Origin of the sequence: Pseudomonas sp., from assembly GCF_049300855.1 — a bacterium.
GTDB lineage: Bacteria > Pseudomonadota > Gammaproteobacteria > Pseudomonadales > Pseudomonadaceae > Aquipseudomonas.
Map to the genome: position 1 here is coordinate 78,614 of NZ_JBAQKH010000059.1, position 17,524 is coordinate 96,137.

Genomic DNA, 17,524 nt, shown 5'->3' on the forward strand with positions numbered 1-17,524 from the left:
GTTAGACCATAGTCCCGGTTTTGCAAAACCTGCTCACAAAGCATCGGCAGTTGAATTACTGTTATTGCCTGTCCAGCGGGTTAGTCCCTGTCTCCGACAACCGAAGAAACACCTGTGGGAGCGAGCTTGCTCGCGAAGAGGCCGGTACATTCAGGATCTATGTCGACTGACCTGCCGCCTTCGCGAGCAAGCTCGCTCCCACAGGTAGGGTGTGTTTAGAGAAGTCGGAAACCCGCGGACCACAATAACCATAAAAATCCGAGGTACTCCCTGTGGCCGTTGATATCGAAGATAGCCGCTCCGCACGCTTTGCCCTGCGCTGTTCAAGCTTTGCCGAACGCTGGTTTCCCGACTCCTGGGTATTCGCCGCGCTGGCGGTGATCATCGTGGCAGTCGCCACACTGGCCATGGGCGCCAAACCCACCGATGCCGCGATGGCCTTCGGTGACGGCTTCTGGAGCCTGATTCCGTTCACCATGCAGATGGCCTTCGTGGTGATCGGCGGCTACGTGGTCGCCAGTTCGCCGCCCGCTGTAAAACTGATTGACCGGCTGGCACGCATCCCGAAAAACGGCCGTTCCGCCGTGGCCTGGGTCGCGTTGATCTCGATGGTTGCCTCGTTGCTCAACTGGGGCCTGTCACTGGTGTTCGGCGGTTTGCTGGTCCGCGCCCTCGCCCGCCGCACTGACCTGAAAATGGATTACCGCGCCGCCGGTGCTGCAGCTTATCTGGGCCTTGGCGCGGTGTGGGCGTTGGGCTTGTCGTCGTCGGCTGCACAGTTGCAGGCTAACCCCGCCAGCCTGCCACCGTCGATCCTGTCGATCACCGGAGTGATTCCATTCACCGAAACGATTTTCCTCTGGCAGTCGGGCGTGATGCTACTGGCGCTGATCGTAATCTCGATCATCATTGCCTACGCCACCGCCCCCGGGCCGAACTCGGCGCGCGACGCCAAGGCCTGCGGCATCGACCCGGCCTTCAACCTGCCACCGCTGCAACCACGTACGCGTCCCGGTGAATGGCTGGAACACAGTCCGCTGCTGATCATCGTGCTGGTGCTGCTGGCGGCGGGATGGCTGTTCCACGAGTTTTCGACCAAACCGGCGATTACCGCGATTTCCGGGCTGAACACCTACAACTTCCTGTTCATCATGCTCGGCGCGCTGCTGCACTGGCGTCCGCGCAGCTTCCTCGATGCCGTGGCCCGCGCGGTGCCGACCACCACCGGCGTGTTGATCCAGTTCCCGCTGTACGGTTCGATTGCCGCCCTGATGACCACGGTCAAAGGCGCCGATGCGCAGACCCTGGCGCACCACATCTCGACCTTCTTCGTCAGCATCGCCTCGCACGACACTTATGCACTGTTGATGGGCGTGTATTCGGCGATTCTCGGCTTCTTCATTCCGTCCGGCGGCGGCAAGTGGATCATCGAAGCGCCGTATGTGATGCAAGTCGCCAATGACCTGCAGTACCACCTCGGCTGGGCGGTGCAGATTTATAACGCGGCGGAAGCGCTACCAAACCTGATCAACCCGTTCTACATGCTGCCGCTACTGGGCGTGCTGGGATTGAAGGCGCGGGATCTGATCGGTTTCTCGTTCGTCCAATTGTTGGTGCACACGCCGCTGGTGCTGCTGTTGCTGTGGGCGCTGGGGACGACATTGGCGTATACGCCGCCAGTGATGCCGTAAAGTCGTTTTCTCACAATGTCTGTTGCACTGTCCCACATCCTCCGTGGGACAGTCCTGACATTGCTGGTGGGCTTCTTCCTTTAGTTTGTCTCGGATCACCCCCTCTATCCAAGGAAGACCCGATGACCCCAATATCCCAATCGCTGAATGCGCTGCTCCAAGAGATGTATCAGGACGGCAGCGTTTCCATAGTCGAATACAACACGCTACGCGACACCGCTGACCTGCGTATGGAGGCCGTTGTCCGTGAGTTTGGCGAGCACAACAACCTGACGGCTTTCCACAAGGCGATGGACGTGGCAATGCAACTGCTGCAGACCTCGGTCATTGATGCGAAGAAAGCCCGACTGACTGACACCGGCGAAGCGATCGTCAAGGACGCCGTCACCGCACAGGTTCAATACTTGTGTGCTGGCAGCGAACTGGCTTTGCGTCTTTTGTAAGCCATTGAACGATACAACCCTGCAATAGCTCTGTGCTCGAGAACTGTCACCCAACCGTCACATCCCCTTGCTAGCGTCCGCCCGAAACATACTGAAACATTTAAGCGAAACGGGCTGAGACATGAGCGACAAGACAGACGGCATCGACACACCTTCTCTTGAATCCGATCACCCGACCGACACCAGTCGCCGCCGCTTCCTCGGCGGCGTCGCGGTGCTCGGTGTCGGTGCAACGCTGGCCGGCTGTGGCAGCGCGGGCGATCAACCGGGCAAACCGGCGGAGCGCCCGCTGACGCCAGCCGAGCTGGACAAGGCCCTGCGCGATCAGGTGAAAACCGTGGTGGTGATCTACGCCGAGAACCGCAGCTTCAACAACCTGTTCGGTGATTTCCCCGGTGTCGAAAAGCCGTTGTCGGCGCTCAAGCCTGGCGACTATCAACAACGTGACCGCGACGGTTCGCTGCTGCAAACCCTGCCGCCCGTTTGGGGCGGTGTGCTGCAGATCGGCCCGCAAACCCTCGACGGCGTGACCTATCCCAACGCCACGCAGTTTCAGGAAAACCTGCCCAACGCGCCCTTCGCCCTAAAAGGTCCGAGCGCTGAAGACTTGCCGTTCGGCTTGGTAACCCGCGATTTGTGGCATGTGTTCTATCAGAACCAGATGCAGATCAATGGCGGCAAGAACGATGGCTTCGTCGCCTGGGCCGACTCCGGCGGCCTGACCATGGGCCATTACGCGCAGAGCCGATATTCCCTGCGGCTGTGGGACGTCGCGCAGGAATTCGTGCTGTGCGACAACTTCTTCCAGGGCGCTTTTGGCGGCTCGTTTCTGAACCACCAATACTTGATCAGCGCCACCGCGCCGTTTTATCCGGACGCTGCCAACTCAGTGGCCAAATCACAGATCGCCGCGCTGCAAAGTGACAATCCAGCCGATCCGCGCCTCAAGCCGCTGGACGCATCGCCGGCCAGCGCCATGACCGGCCCGCCGCAGTTCGGCCCGAGCGCATTGACCCCGGACGGCTTCGGCGTCAATACGCTCGCCCCGCCCTACTGGCCAACCTGGATTCGCGACCCGGAACGTCCGGCGTATTCCAAAGCGGATCTGCCCAACGTCATGGTGCCGCAGACCCACGAACACATCGGCGACAAGCTGTCGAAGAAGAATATCGACTGGGCGTGGTACGCCGGGGCGTGGCAGGCGACGCTGGATCAATACAAGGATTCCGGCGGCATTCCGAAAATCCCCAACTTTCAGTATCACCATCAACCGTTCAACTACTTCAAGCAGCAAGGCCCGGAAAACCCGCAAGAGCGCAATAAACGCCTGCGCGATGCTGGCCTGGGCGATGAGTCGAGCAGCAACAAATTCTTCGCCGATGCCGAAGCGGGCAAGTTGCCGGCGGTGAGTTTCTACAAACCTCAAGGCAACCTGAACATGCATGCCGGTTATGCCGACGTGGCGTCCGGGGATCGGCACATCGTCCGCGCATTGAAGGTGCTGCGCGAAAGCCCGCAGTGGCAAAACATGGTGGTGATTGTGACCGTCGATGAAAACGGCGGTTGGTGGGATCACGTTGCACCGCCCAAGGGCGACCGCTGGGGCCCGGGTTCGCGGGTGCCGGCGCTGGTGGTGTCGCCGTTTGCACGCAAGGGCACGGTCGATCACACGGTTTACGACACAGCGTCGATCCTGCGACTGATCACCCGGGTGTTTCAGTTGGAGACCCTCGACGGCCTCAAGCAACGGGACGAGGCGATGATTGCCCGAGGCCAGAAACCCATGGGCGATTTGAGTAACGCCCTGCATTTTCCAGCCTGAGAATGAGCCCTGCGAGTTTGCGCAAAAATCTGCCGATGACAGCTTCTCTGGCAAACGCGGCTGATCCACTATGAGGCGCCCCCGATACGCGGGGAACCCACGCTGAAAAGGATCTGAGCATGTTCAAACTCGCAGGACTTACCCTCGCCGCGCTTACATTGAGCGCCGCCGCCCACGCCGATGTCGATCTGAAACTGGGCAGCACCGAACGCGTCACCCGCCTCTTTGCTTACCCCAATAACTGCAACGTGATCTGCTTCCGCAACTGGACGCTGGAACAGACCGTCGCCCATTACCTGTCGCAGAGCGTGCAGCGCGATGGTTACGCCGACGCCAAGGTTCTGGTGAAAACCGATAATGACCAGCTCTACGCCGAAATCACTGGCGTGCCGAAGGGTTACGACAAACCGTTGTCGGCGCTACTGGATGCCGGAGATCTGGCCTACACCGGCGCCAGCAAACTCAACGCCGATGGCAAATGGGCCTACAGCTGGTACCTGTTCCTGCCGCTGGGCATGGCCCTGGAAAACCGTAAAAGTGTCGAATTGCTGCACTTTCCGCCGGATTACTCGCTGACCCAGGCGCAGGATTATCTGCGTTCGAACACCACCGACCGCTGGGCCACGTTGCTGACCGACAACGGCATTCCAGCCGCGCAGACGCCGGGGTATCAGACCATCATCGATATCGCCCCGATCGCTGCGCCGTCCAACGCCGGCAGCGATCTGGAAGGCGTCTATGACTACTTCAAGGATTACCAGACCACGCTGGTCAAGCAGTTCAGCCAGACCGCCAGCGGCACCACGTTGCCGATGGTCGCGTTCGGCGCGCCGGTGCGTAACTGGATCAAGCAGCAATACGGGCCAACCGTGAATGTCCTGGGCCTGGCGACCATCAGCCCGAGCGAAGGCGTGAAAGTACCGGTGCTGGGCTCCAACCACCCGAGTTACATCTGGTACGCCGCCGACCCGAAGAGCTACACCGGCGACGATGCGCAAGCCAAGGCCGATGCGGCGGGTCTGAAAGTCATGGGGCAGGATTTGAGCGCCGCCTGCTGGCAAGCCGGAATGGGCAGCAAACCGGGCAGCGATCCACAAACTACCCTCAACAGCTGCACGCTGACCTGGCAGGTCACGCAGAAAGTCAAAACCTGCGAACTGTTCTACACATCGATCCGCAATCTGACCCCGGAGCAAGCCAGCGCCAAGTGCGCGACCACGCCCATCAAAGCGCAACTGAAGCAACTGCAGGCGCCCTTGCCAGCCGCCGCAATCCCCGCCCCACACCTGTAATCTTTGAACGCGGTTCCCGTGTCAGCCAATGCTGACGCGGGAAAGCGTCTATTTCGCCTGTCAGATCTGACAGTAGACCAGCTATACCTAATAGCAGAGGATTGGATCCAAGTAACAACATTGCAGTACTGACAGGACGTCACTCCATGGAAAGTCGCCTCCGGGCGGCAAGGATCGCAATGAATACCCACGTCATGGCGCAACCTGCACCACGCGACAGCGAAGGCATTTACCCGTTCGCCGGCCTGCCCGTACGCCTCGGGTTCCCATCCAGCAGCGACTTCGAAATCATTCAGGACGCCTATGGCTCCCCACTGGGGGTCGGGGTGCGCCGTGAATTTCTGCAAAACCGGCGGATCTGCAGGTTTTCAGGCCAGTTGTTGCCCTATCGCTGCCGCCAGACCCGCCAACTGCTGACGGGCATTCACCTCTACGACCCACGCTTTTGCGGATTGATCGAACACGCCTGCGACCCCAACGTGTTTCTCGACATGAGCGAGTTGTGGCTGTGGGCATTAAAAGATATCCACAGCGGCGAACGCCTGACCATGGATTACGCCGCCACCGAAGACAAACTGCTGCATCAGTTCGCCTGCGGTTGCGGTTCGCCGCGTTGCCGTGGGTGGATCACCGGTTACAACGAACCACCCAGTCTGGAAGGCCATCACTTCCTGCAGCGCTGGCGGCATTCCAGCTCGCGCTGAAAGCGCGTGTTACAAGGCGCCGACCGGACGCAGGCGATACTGCGGCGGCAATTGCTCGAAACCACTGATGGTGGTGTTCAGACTTTTCCAGCGGCCATCCTTGATGCCGTAGATGCAACCGTGGATCGACAGGCTCTGCCCGCGATGCCAGGCGTTCTGGATGATGCTGGTGTGGGCGACGTTGGCCACTTGCTGGATCACGTTGAGTTCGCACATGCGATCAACCTGCTCCTCTTCGGTCGGCAACTTGGCGAGTTCTTCGCGTTTTTCGTAATACAGATCGCGGATCGAACGCAGCCAGCCGTCGATCAGACCGAACTGACGGTCCTGCATCGACGCGCGTACACCGCCGCAGCCGTAGTGCCCGGTGACAAGAATGTGTTTGACCTTGAGCACGTCGACCGCGTACTGGATCACTGACAGGCAGTTGAGGTCGGTGTGCAGCACCACGTTGGCGACGTTGCGGTGCACGAACAGATCGCCCGGCAGCATGCCGACGATTTCGTTGGCCGGCACGCGTGCGTCGGAACAGCCGATCCACAGATATTCCGGCGTTTGCTGGCGGGCCAGCTTGGCGAAGAAATCCGGGTCTTCCTTGGTGATCGCGTCAGCCCAACGCTCGTTGTTATCAATCAGGTCTTGTAAGTCGTGCATGCTGTAAGGCCTCAAGAAAGATGCGCTGGTATGACAGACGACCGCCCGTCGGGGTCACGCCGCCAGCGCAAGTGATTTCATTGGAATTCTCGTGTGCCCGGTGAGTCCACCTAAGTAAGGCCCACAGTATGAGGAATTGCCATGACTGATTCACGACGCCCTTACGACGCGGTACAACCGGAACCCATCGATGATAACGAAGACCGCATGGGTTCGGTGCATGAGCTGGACTTCGATGAAGACGAGCCCAGCGCGAAGATTGGTGATGAGATTCCGCAGCGTGAACGCGAGCAGTTGATGCCGCGTGAACGGGTGCGTGAGGCGGGTATGACCGGGGCTTCGGTCAGCGACCATGAGCCGACGGACGATGACCTGAGCCCGGAGACGCTGATTCATGAGGATGGCGCGCGGGATGCCGAAGAAGCGGGTCAAGGCAATCAGGCGGATTGGGATTTGAGCATTGTCGATGAGGATGACATTGGCGGTGGCAATGGCCTGGATGAGGCAGAGCTGGCGCGGCGCGATCCGCTGGATGGCAACCGCTGATCATCAGCGCCTGAGAGGACGCCTTCGCGAGCAAGCTCGCTCCCACAGGTTTTTGGTTTGATCACAAAATTTGTGTGCGAATCAAATTCACTGTGGGAGCGAGCTTGCTCCGGGCGGCGTTGCGACGAAGCTTTTAAGCAGGATCAGTCAACCAAGGTGCAGGCCATGACCACCGCGTCTTCACGCCCGCCCACCGCCGGATAATAATCCCGACGCCGGCCAATCTCGTTGAAGCCATAACGTTCATACAACTTGAACGCGCCCGTATTGCTGTCACGCACTTCCAGAAAACATTCCCGCGCCGAAGCCGCATACGCCCGCGACATCAGATGCTCAAGCAACGTCAGCCCCAGCCCGCGCCCCTGATTCTCCGGTTTGACGGTGATATTGAGCAGATGCGCCTCATCGAGAATGATCTGCACCACGCCATGCCCGACCTGTTGCTCACCTTCAAACATCAGCCAGATCTGGTACTTGCCCAGCCCGTCGAGAAAGATCCCGCGAGTCCATGGATGGCTGTAAGCGGCGTACTCGATTTTCAGCACGGTTTCCAGATCCGCCTCGGTCATCGGGCGGAACGATACAGCGTCACTCATTCGATTCTTTCCAGCGCGCCATCAGCCGACGCATGGCTTGCCACACAGCGGCCTTGCGCTGTGGCTCTTCCATTAACAATTCCAGACCGGGAATGGCCCAGGCCGAGCCCAGACCTTCGATCTGCAATTCACGATTGAACGCTTCGGCATCCGCTTCACCGGCAAAGCGCACTGCCGGCAGGCCGATCAGCCACAGGCAGGCGCACGGTGCGGCTTCCATTTGCACGGAAAGGAAACCCTGCACAAAGTCGCGCGCCGCTTCCGGGCCCTGATCCATGGTGCCGCGATTGAGCCACGGCCAGCGCACTGGCTCGCCGACGATTTGCGGCGCGTCCGGCAGACCGGCAGCGCGCAGCATGTCTTTGAGCAACAGATAAGCCGGATCGCGGCTCTGGAACGGTTCGCCTGTGGGTAACTCGACCAGCAGCAAGCAACGCCCGGCACGCAGCAACTGCAAAGCGAAGCGCGGTGGCGGCACTGGCGCGGGTTTGGCGACGACTGGCGTGTCGTCGGCCTCTTCCACCGGTTTGGCGTTGGTGCGCGTGCTGGCCAGCGAGGGCCGCGGCACCTCGATCTTCGCTCGCTCGCTCGGCCGCGCGACAGGCTGCGCAGGTGTTTCGGCCTGCGGCGCAAGCACCACCGGCGCTTCTACCTCGGGCTCGGGCATGTCCAGCAGCTCGGGCCGCGACGGGGCGGCGAAGGGCAATTCGGTGCGCGGCAGCCAGTTGACCACCTGCATGGCGTTCAAATAGGCGCGGCGGCGGGACTCGATAAGCAAGGGTCGGCCACTTGTGGATAACTGAAAGTGCACTGATTCTACCGTCCTTCGCTCAAGATCGCTTGCTGTTGATCGATAGCCTTGACCTAAGCGCCTTCCCTTGGAAAATGCGACAGCCCGTCCCGAGAGTGAATCGCATCCTTCGTGATGCAGTACAATCGCGGCTTTTAATCGCCAACCAGCCGGCCATTCCGATGATCGAACCCAAGCGCGTCTTGCGCGCCCTCGCTGAACACTGGGCACTTCTGGAGCCACTGTGCGAGCACTTCGACCAAGGCACACTGAGCCTCAACGAACTGCGCACGCAACTGGCCGCCCAACAACTGGACAGCACGCCGCAGGACATCACCAGCCTGCTCGACGTGTGGATTCGCCTCGATATCCTGATTCCGGTGGCGAAAAGCCCGAACCGTTTCGAGCTGAACGCGCAGATCCACGACTTCCTCGCTTACCTGCGGCGTGAACACCGCTTGGGCCTGTGCCTGGAAATCGAAGCCTACCTGCGCCACCTCGAACGTCTGGCCGGTTACATTCAGGACGCGTTCGACATCCGCGACGGCCATGACCTCGCTCGCCAGTTGCGCCTGCTCGACATGCGCGTGCGTGACGTGCTGAAGAAACTCGACAACGATGAACAGGCGCTGGTGGCCGTCGCTGAACGGGCGAAGACCAGCGACCGGCAGATTCCGCTGCGTCAGCGTTACGCCGAAGTCTTGGCGACGTGGGACGAATACGTCGAGCCGATGATCGATCTGGTCAACGCCGACGGCGCCTTCGAGCAAGGCGTGCGCAAGGTCGAAACCGTATTGCTGAAGATGCTCAGCGAGCAGCAACGTCTCGGCCATCTGGTTGACGACGACATGCTGCTGCGCACCCACGCGCGCATCCTCGAAATGCAGACCAGCGCCCAGTTGACCTTACGTCATGCCCGCGAACTGCTGCTGCCATTGCGTGAAGAAGCGCGCCGGCACAACGCCGTGACCCGTGGCGCCGCGTTGGCCTTGGCCGCTATTCGCCGTAAAGGCATCGACGCCGTGCCGCAAGCGGCAATGCCGCTGTTCACCCGCCCGCAAAGCACCTTCCTCGGCAGCGCCAGTCAGGTTGAAGCCTACGTTTATGCCTTGGCGCGTTTCGAGCCGAAACCGGCACGCTTCCCGAAAGCGCACAAGACCCAGAAAGGCGAAGCCCCGCGCGCGCCACGCACCGTGCGCGAGATGGTCGACCGTTGCGAAGAAGCCCTGCCGATGCCGGATCTGATGACCTGGCTGCTGGAGCAGGAACCGGACGGCGCCACTGACGAATTGCTCTACTGGTTCTCGCGCCTGTCGCGGGAAAAACGCTTCAAGCGCGAGCGTCTGGAACGCCGCGAATACCACACTCACGAGCACCAGGTCAGCCTGCGCTCCTTCGCCCTGCTCTCGGCCAGCGACAGCGCCGCCGAGAATTCTGCGAGCGCCCTCTCTGCAGGTACTTCAAATGCATCTTGATCTTTCCGAACTGTCGCAGCTCGCACCGATTTTCCGCGAGCTGTTCAAGGGTTACCACGTCAGCCGCCGCGATCCGGAGCTGTACGCGCAACTGTCGAACTTCCAGGATCAGTACCGCACGCTGTTCAAGGCGCTCGGTTTTGAACTGGTCTGCGACACCCGTGGTTTCTACTACTTTGTGCCGGACATGGCCGCCGCAGCGGTGAACAAGACCGCCCAGCGTCTGGCGTTGTTCACCTTCATCCTCGTCGAGCATCTGGCCGATCAGGGCCGCGACCCGATCGCCGTGCTCGATGGCGGCAGCCTTGGCCGCGAAGAGTTGCCGTCGCTGCTGGAGAAATACCGCGACCTGTTCATTCAGGCCGAAGTGCAGACCGTTGAAGAACTCGAAGAAAAGATCATGCGCCGCATGACTCAACTGGGTTTCGCCGGCGAAGAAAACGGCGTGTACCGCTTCCTGCCGCCGATGCACCGTTTCCTCGACGTGTGCCTGTCGGTGCAGCAGGATCGCGATCTGGCGGCCAGCGTGCACAGCGTTCTGCCGTTGCCGGCGCCGGTGCTGATCGACGAAGCGGCCGAAGCCAAATTCCTCGAAACCGACGATCCGCTCGATCTCTCAGAGTTTGAAGAGGAAAGCGAAGAAGACGCACTGGCCCGCGCCATTGCCGAAGAACAGGAGTCCGACGCATGAGCCAGGAACGCTACGGCATTCGCCGCTTCGCCCTTTTGAACACCGCCGGTTACAGCCTCGGCCTGTTCCCGCTGGAAGAACCGTTGTCGGTCTATGGCGCGAACAACCTCGGTAAATCGGCGTCGATCAACGCCCTGCAATTCCCGATTCTGGCGCGCATGTCGGACATGAGTTTCGGCAAGTACAGCCTCGAACAATCGCGGCGTTTCTATTTTGCTTCCGACACCAGCTACATCCTCGTCGAAGTAAACCTGCCGCACGGCCCGCACGTCATTGGTGTGGTCGGTCGTGGCCCGGGCGGTGGTTTCGGTCACCAGTTCTTTGCCTACGCCGGCAAGCTCGATCTGGCGCATTACCAGAAGAACGACACCTGCCTGCGCCAGAAAGAGCTGTTCAGCAACCTTGAGAAAGAAGGCCTGAAAGCCTACGAACTCAAGCCCGATGAGCTGCGCCGTTTGCTGGTCGGTGGTCACACGTCGATTCCTTTGGATCTGACCCTGATCCCGCTGCGCTCCACCAGCGAGCAGAGTCTGAAGACCTTCCGCGCACTGTTCATCAACCTGCTGCACATGCGCGAAATCACTGCGGCCAAGTTGAAGCAGTTGTTCCTCGATGCCTTCGAACACAGCCTGCGTTCGGGCAGTGTCGATTACATCGCCGCGTGCGAAGAAGCCTTCCGCGATGTGCGCCGGATGGAACAGGACTACAACTCGCTGGTCGCGGCCGGCCCGTTGGTGGAAGCCTTGGCCAACGGCGTGAAACAGCGCGATGTGCTGCGCGGCAAACTGCATCGCCTGTCGCCGCTGCTCGATTCGCTGCTCGGCACCTGGTCGGACTACGCCAGTGCGCGCAAGGAAGAGCTGACCATTCAAGCCGACCACTACCGTGGCGAGCAAGATAGTCTGCAAAACGATCAGCGCGGCGGCACCCAGGAACTGATGCGTCTGGAGCGGGAAATTTCCGGCATCCAGCGCTGGCTCGGCGAATTGTCAGTACTGAAAAACCGCTTCGCTCTGGTCGATGACGTCAAAGTGCTGGAGCAACAACTGCTTGCGGCCAAAGACGCGCATGACGAACTGGCCGGTGCTCTGGCGCAATCGCGTCAGTTCAGTGCCGAAGATCTGGAAGAGCGCCTGCGCGATCTGGAAAAACGCCTGAAGTCGGTGAAACTGCAACTCGATCACGCCGACAACAACAGCTACGCCCGCCTGCGTGAAGAATTCTCGCAACAGGACGTCGAGCGCTTGATGCGCCTGTTCAACAGCGCACTGTTCAGCCTGCCGCTGGGCGAACACGGCATTACCCTCGACGACGATGGCGAGTGGGTGAAATCGGTTGAGCTGATCCTTGATGGCTTCAAAGGCGAACGCTTCGAAGTGCCGGGCCTGTCGATCGACATCTCGCACATCGAGCCGCCGGCGCTGCAAGCCCTGGCTGACCGTGCCGCGTTGCGCGACCAGAAAGAACGTCTGGAAAAAGAGCTGAAACAGCTCAAGACCCAACAGGCCGTCGCTGCTGACCGCGCCGCGAGCAAGACCCAGACTGAAGCGCTGTATCAGCAAGTACTGGACGCGCAGAAAGCCCTGGAAGATTTCCGCCGCACGCAGACCCTGAGCGCCGAAGAAAGCGACAAGCTCGAGCAACTGGCGCAGATGGAAGGCGCGCAGGACGAACTCAAGCGTTCCAGCGATGCCTTCACCGAGCGCGTCCAGCAACTGTCGGCCAAGCTGCAACTGGTCGGCCGCCAGATCGCTGACATGGAAGCCAAGCAACGCACCCTCGACGATGCGCTGCGCCGTCGTCAGTTGCTGCCGGCGGATCTGCCGTTCGGTACGCCGTTCATGGATCCGGTCGACGATTCGATGGACAACCTGCTGCCACTGCTCAACGACTATCAGGACAGCTGGCAAGGCTTGCTGCGCGCCGATGGCCAGATCGAAGCGCTGTATGCGCAAGTACGTCTGAAAGGCGTGGCCAAGTTCGACAGCGAAGACGACATGGAGCGCCGTCTGTCGCTGCTGATCAACGCTTACGCGCACCGTACCGATGAAGCCCTGACGCTGGGCAAGGCGCGTCGTGCGGCGGTCACCGATATCGCTCGCACCCTGCGCAACATTCGCAGCGACTACGACAGCCTCGAGCATCAACTGGCGCTATTCAACCGCGAGATCAACAAGCGTCAGGTCTCCAACCTGCAGAGCTTCCGTATCGTCCTTGCGCCGAACAAAGAAGCGCTCAAGCACATCGACCAGATCATCCACAGCGCCGGTCAGTACGAAGAAGGCGAAACTCTGTCGGTGTTCGACCTCAGCCAAAGCGCCGAGCAGGACAACAAGAACGAAGAGGCCAAGGAATACCTGGCGCGGCTGGTGGCAGCGAACCACAACCAGCTCGGTCTCAAGGACTTGTTTGAGCTGGCGTTCGAGATCACCAAGGTCAACGGTCAACCGGTGATCCACACCGACATCGACGGCGCGGCGTCCAACGGTACGACCATGACCATCAAGGCGCTGACCAACATGTACTTGTTGCTGCACTTGATGGATCGCGATCTGGCCGGTCGCGTGCGTCTGCCGTACTACCTCGACGAGGCGGCGGACATCGATGAGAAGAACCAGGCTGCGCTGCTGGAAACCAGCCTGCAACTGGGCTTCGTGCCGATTCTGGCGAGTGTGAAGCCGCAGGTCTGCGCCAGTGTTGCGATCGATCTGGAAGGTGGTAGCGGCCCGGCCGGTATCTACATTGATGAGGCGGACTGGAAGTACATCCGTCGCCATGATGTGGTGAAGGCGACGGTCAATGTTGAAGCGGATGAGCCGGAGCTGGATGCGGTTTGATCGGCGTTAACTGAAGACAAAAAAGGGCCGCGATCTGTTTGGATCGCGGCCCTTTTTCATGGCTTGGGTTTTGTGCTGATTTGAAGGGTCTCTTCGCGAGCAAGCTCGCTCCCACATTGGAACGTATTTCAAATGTGGGGGCGAGCTTGCTCGCGAAGGCGTCTTTGTAGACGCCACATCAACTTCAGATTACTTACCGAGCGAAATCTTCGGCGCCCACGTCAGCCATTCATCCTCGAACTTGTCGAACAACGGGAATGTCTGCTCCGCACGCGCCGGGTTGCCCATGCGCTCACCATCCGGCGTGGCGAAGGCGATGCCGCCCTGAATCGCCGTCTCCAGCGACTCCGTGCGCACCGTCAGCCCGTTGAACAATCCAATATCAAACCCCACGCCACTGGTGTTCCAGAACCGGCTACCGCTGCGCACCAGTGGCGCATATTTCGGCTCGATCAGAATGTGCACCAACACACGATCGGCAGTCTGGCCCAGTTCATAACCGGTGACTTTGCCCACAGTAATTTCGCGGTAGGTGACTGGCACTCCCGGCTTCAGCGAACCACGACGGGCAGCGCTCAATACCAGACTCAGCCCCGCCTCTTGCTTGGTCACTTCCGGTGCATTGGCCAGGGCCACGAAGTTCTTCTGTGGGCCGAGGTTCTTCGCCGCCGGTTGCACTTCGATGTACTGCCCGGTCACCAGGGTTTCCAGATTGGCTGTCTTGATCAGGCCGAGTTCCGGTTTGACCACCCAGAACTGACTGCCGACCCGGGCGATCTTCTCCGGCACTTCGGTGATGCGTGCTGTGAGGATCACCGATTGCAAGTCATCAGTCAGATCGACACTTTCAATCTTGCCGACATCCAGTCCCTTGAAGCGCACCGGGGTGCCGCTGCGCAGGCCGTCCGCGCGATCGACTTTGATCGTCACCACGGTGCCCTTCTGATTGGCGTCATCGTGGTTGGCGAACAGGCGGAAGCGCGGAATGCGTTTCTGCAACGGGGCCTTGGCTTGCGGTGTCTCGAAGGCGATACCACCGGCCATCAGGGTCTGCAGCGACTCACTCTTGACTTGAATGCCACCGGTCAGTCCGCCGGTCAACGTGATGCCACTGACATTCCAGAAGCGCGTCGAGGCGTTGACCAGGTTTTCGTATTCCTTATCGATGTGCACGCCAATGACCAATTGCTTCTTGGTCTTGGAGAACTGATAGCTCTGCACCGAACCGACCTTGACCTGTTTGTACAGAATTGGACTGCCGACATCGATCGAGCCGAGGACATCGGTGAACAGCACCAGGTGCAAGCCCGGTGAGCGCAGATCCAGCGGCGGCGCCTTTGGCCGGGCCTCGAATTCGCGTTTAGGTGCCGCACCTTTATCGCCCGGGCGTACGGCGATGTAGTTACCTTTCACCAAGGCTTCCAGACCGGTGATCCCAGCCAGAGAAATCGACGGTTTAACTACCCAGAACTGCGTGCCATCGACCAGATAGTCCTCAGCCAATGGATCAAGGGTGAGCTCGGCTGTGGCGCTGTTCAGGTCAGGATCAACCTTCAGTGCCTTCATGTTGCCGACTTGAATGCCTTTGTACATCACCGGTGTGCGGCCAGCTTGCAGGCCTTCGAAATCGCTGAGTTTGACCTTCACCCGAATGCCGGCAGCCGCCGCGTCAAAGTCCTCGTAGAGACGGAACGGCAGGCTTGGATCGGTCGGCGGACTGTCCTTGCGATTCTCCGGCGTAGCGAAGGCGATACCGCCGGCGACAATACTGGCCAGCGATTCGCTGCGCACTTTCACGCCGGACAGGTTGGCGTCGATGCTGATGCCGCTGGCGTTCCAGAATCGCGTGTGTTTGCGCACCAGTTTGGCGTAGGTCGGCTCGATGAAGACTTTAAGTTCAACGGTGCTCTGATCTTCCGAAAGCACGTAGCTTTTGATCTGGCCTACCTTGATCTGCTTGTAGAACACCGGGCTGCCTCGGCTCAGCGAACCGAGACGATCAGCCTTGATGGTCAGGTGCAGACCGGGCTTGGCGTCGGACAGCGGCGGTTCCTCGGAGAGCGCCTTGAACTTGCGCACCGGCTCGCCTTCGCCGGGACTGATGGCCACGTAGTTACCCGAAACCAGGGTTTCCAAACCGGTGATACCGGCCAGGGTCACGCTCGGTTTGACCAGCCAGAAGCGCGTGCTGGTCTTGAGGTATTGCTCGACGTCCTTGTTCATCTCGACGGTGGCGATCACGCCTTTGGAGTTGCCTTCATCGTCGAGTTTGAGCGCCTTGACCTTGCCGACCGACATGCCTTTGTACATGACTTCGGTCTTGTTGGCCTGGATGCCTTCACCACTCTCGAAGCGGATCTGAATTTCGATACCGGTTTCGGAATAGGCACGCCAGCCGAGCCAGCCGCCGATGATCAGCGCAATCAGAGGCAGTACCCAGATGGCAGACCAGTTCGAGGCCGGTCGGGTTTTCGCTACGGGCAAATCAGTCATGGTCGTCGTCCGACTCCGTGTTATCCCAAATCAGTCGGGGATCAAAAGTTACTGCGGCGAGCATCGTCAGAATCACCACACTGGCGAAGGCGATGGCGCCAAGATTGGCTTCGACACTGGCTAAGCGGCCGAAATTGACGACCGCCACCAGAATGGCGATCACAAAAATATCGAGCATCGACCAGCGGCCAATGAACTCAATGAAGCGGTACATCCAGATGCGCTGGCGAGCCGACAATGGCTGACGTCGTTGCACCGAAAACAGCAGCAGCGCGATGCCGACCAGTTTGAAGGTCGGTACCAGAATACTGGCGATGAACACCACGGCGGCGATCGGAATCATGCCGTGCTGCACAAGCTGGATCACGCCGGACATGATGGTGCTTGGATCACCTTGCCCCAAAGAACTGACAGTCATGATCGGCAAGACATTGGCCGGAATATAGATAATCGCGGCGGTGATCAGCAGCGCCCAGGTGCGTACGAGACTGTTCGGACGCCGGGCATGAATTAGTGCACCGCAACGGGTGCAGGTTTGCTCGTCGGTGTCCGCTTGCTGTTTATTCAATTCGTGGCATTCGGTACACACCAGAATGCCCGCATCAATCGCCCGCATGAGCGTCCTCTCCTGATAACGCCTGCCAGATCTGATGCGGTGACATCACCACTTCCAGCCAGACCTGCACCAACAACAAACCAATGAAACATGCCAGGCCGAGACCCACGGTGATAGCCGCCATGTCCGCCAGTTTAACGATCGCCACCAATACGCCCATGAGGTAGACCTCAAGCATTCCCCAGTCTTTGAGGTGGTGGTAAATGCGATAAAGCAACAAGCCGTAGCTGCGACCGATATCGAAACGAATCGTCAGTAGAACGAATAACTGGCACAGCAATTTCAACAGCGGGATGGCCATGCTGCACAGGAAGACGACGATCGAAACGCCCTGCATGTTCGTATTGAACAGGCCAAGTACACCGCTCCAGACCGTATCCTGCGAAGATTGTCCGAGGATATTGAGTTGCATGATGGGTAAAAAGTTTGCCGGGATGTACAGCAATAACGCTGCGATCACCAAGGCAAGGCTGCGCTGCACCACGTTATGGCGGTGGGCATATAACTCGTAACCGCAGCGAGGACAGAGCGCCTTCTCGCCGTCGGCAAGCGTTGGCTTGCGCATCAGCAGGTCGCACTCGTGACAGGCCACCAAGTCTTCCAGCGGTAAATCTGACAGCCCGGGGGCGTCAACCGACTCTGACATAAAGGCTCTGGCTCCGAATAAGGTGGGGCTATTCTAGTGTTCTGATTCGAAAATAACTGTGCAAATTTGTTCGCTGTCGCGAGTAAAAACTTTTCCGCGGGCAAAACAAAACCCCAACTGCTTTCGCAATTGGGGTTTCGGAATTTAATCTTGACGATGACCTACTCTCACATGGGGAAACCCCACACTACCATCGGCGATGCATCGTTTCACTGCTGAGTTCGGGAT

15 protein-coding genes and 1 rRNA gene are annotated in these 17,524 nt (G+C 59.6%); 9 read left to right on the top strand and 7 right to left on the bottom strand.

What is annotated here, in order from left to right:
- Positions 1-272: 272 nt before the first annotated feature.
- The 5 genes from WA225_RS28185 (at position 273) to WA225_RS28205 (ending at position 5,952) form a co-directional block, all read left to right on the top strand.
- The gene (locus WA225_RS28185) at positions 273-1,691 is read left to right on the top strand and encodes a short-chain fatty acid transporter (protein ID WP_422610475.1); all 1,419 of its coding nucleotides are present in this window, start codon (positions 273-275) and stop codon (positions 1,689-1,691) included.
- Positions 1,692-1,813: 122 nt separating this feature from the next.
- On the top strand, positions 1,814-2,134 hold the full coding sequence (locus WA225_RS28190; RefSeq protein WP_422610476.1) for a hypothetical protein: 321 nt from the start codon (positions 1,814-1,816) through the stop codon (positions 2,132-2,134).
- Between the two features lie 121 nt (positions 2,135-2,255).
- Positions 2,256-3,956 carry an acid phosphatase gene (gene acpA / locus WA225_RS28195; protein WP_422610477.1) on the top strand — a complete coding sequence of 567 codons (1,701 nt, stop codon included), beginning with the start codon at positions 2,256-2,258 and terminating at the stop codon, positions 3,954-3,956.
- Between the two features lie 119 nt (positions 3,957-4,075).
- Positions 4,076-5,248, top strand: coding sequence for a hypothetical protein (locus WA225_RS28200; RefSeq protein WP_422610478.1), 1,173 nt, complete (start codon positions 4,076-4,078; stop codon positions 5,246-5,248).
- A 179-nt stretch (positions 5,249-5,427) separates the two neighbouring features.
- Positions 5,428-5,952, top strand: a complete 525-nt coding sequence (locus tag WA225_RS28205) for an SET domain-containing protein-lysine N-methyltransferase (RefSeq protein ID WP_422610479.1) — start codon at positions 5,428-5,430, stop codon at positions 5,950-5,952.
- A 9-nt stretch (positions 5,953-5,961) separates the two neighbouring features.
- Here the strand turns inward: WA225_RS28205 and can are convergent, their stop codons facing one another.
- Entirely contained in the window at positions 5,962-6,606 is a 645-nt protein-coding gene (gene can / locus WA225_RS28210; protein WP_007912954.1) for a carbonate dehydratase, read from the bottom strand.
- A gap of 141 nt (positions 6,607-6,747) precedes the next feature.
- Between can and WA225_RS28215 the strand changes: the two genes are divergently transcribed.
- Positions 6,748-7,152, top strand: a complete 405-nt coding sequence (locus tag WA225_RS28215; protein WP_322844810.1) for a serine kinase/phosphatase — start codon at positions 6,748-6,750, stop codon at positions 7,150-7,152.
- 143 nt (positions 7,153-7,295) lie between these two features.
- On the opposite strand, the gene rimI is transcribed toward WA225_RS28215, so the two are convergent.
- Both rimI and WA225_RS28225 read right to left on the bottom strand, forming a co-directional pair.
- On the bottom strand, positions 7,296-7,748 hold the full coding sequence (gene rimI, locus WA225_RS28220; protein ID WP_007912963.1) for a ribosomal protein S18-alanine N-acetyltransferase: 453 nt from the start codon (positions 7,746-7,748) through the stop codon (positions 7,296-7,298).
- On the bottom strand, positions 7,741-8,487 hold the full coding sequence (locus tag WA225_RS28225; protein ID WP_422610486.1) for an energy transducer TonB: 747 nt from the start codon (positions 8,485-8,487) through the stop codon (positions 7,741-7,743). The genes rimI and WA225_RS28225 overlap by 8 nt, the downstream gene beginning before the upstream one ends.
- Positions 8,488-8,720: 233 nt before the next feature.
- On the opposite strand from WA225_RS28225, the gene mksB reads away from it, so the two are divergent.
- From mksB to mksF, 3 genes are read left to right on the top strand one after another with little or no spacing between them, the layout of a single operon-like run.
- Positions 8,721-10,013, top strand: coding sequence for an Mks condensin complex protein MksB (mksB, locus tag WA225_RS28230; protein ID WP_422610480.1), 1,293 nt, complete (start codon positions 8,721-8,723; stop codon positions 10,011-10,013).
- Complete coding sequence (mksE, locus tag WA225_RS28235; protein WP_166221109.1) at positions 10,003-10,704, top strand: Mks condensin complex protein MksE; 702 nt, start codon at positions 10,003-10,005, stop codon at positions 10,702-10,704. Before mksB ends, mksE begins: the two co-directional genes overlap by 11 nt.
- Entirely contained in the window at positions 10,701-13,541 is a 2,841-nt protein-coding gene (gene mksF / locus WA225_RS28240; protein WP_422610481.1) for an Mks condensin complex protein MksF, read from the top strand. Before mksE ends, mksF begins: the two co-directional genes overlap by 4 nt.
- A gap of 189 nt (positions 13,542-13,730) precedes the next feature.
- Here the strand turns inward: mksF and WA225_RS28245 are convergent, their stop codons facing one another.
- The 4 genes from WA225_RS28245 to rrf all read right to left on the bottom strand — a co-directional run.
- Positions 13,731-16,034 (bottom strand): intermembrane transport protein PqiB, encoded by a 2,304-nt coding sequence (locus WA225_RS28245; RefSeq protein WP_422610482.1) that lies wholly within the window; start codon positions 16,032-16,034, stop codon positions 13,731-13,733.
- Positions 16,027-16,650, bottom strand: a complete 624-nt coding sequence (locus WA225_RS28250) for a paraquat-inducible protein A (protein ID WP_422610483.1) — start codon at positions 16,648-16,650, stop codon at positions 16,027-16,029. Before WA225_RS28250 ends, WA225_RS28245 begins: the two co-directional genes overlap by 8 nt.
- Positions 16,637-17,296: a paraquat-inducible protein A gene (locus WA225_RS28255; protein ID WP_422610484.1), complete on the bottom strand. Its 660-nt coding sequence runs from the start codon at positions 17,294-17,296 to the stop codon at positions 16,637-16,639. The genes WA225_RS28250 and WA225_RS28255 overlap by 14 nt, the downstream gene beginning before the upstream one ends.
- A 148-nt stretch (positions 17,297-17,444) precedes the next feature.
- Positions 17,445-17,524 (bottom strand): 5S ribosomal RNA (gene rrf, locus WA225_RS28260); the annotation flags it as partial.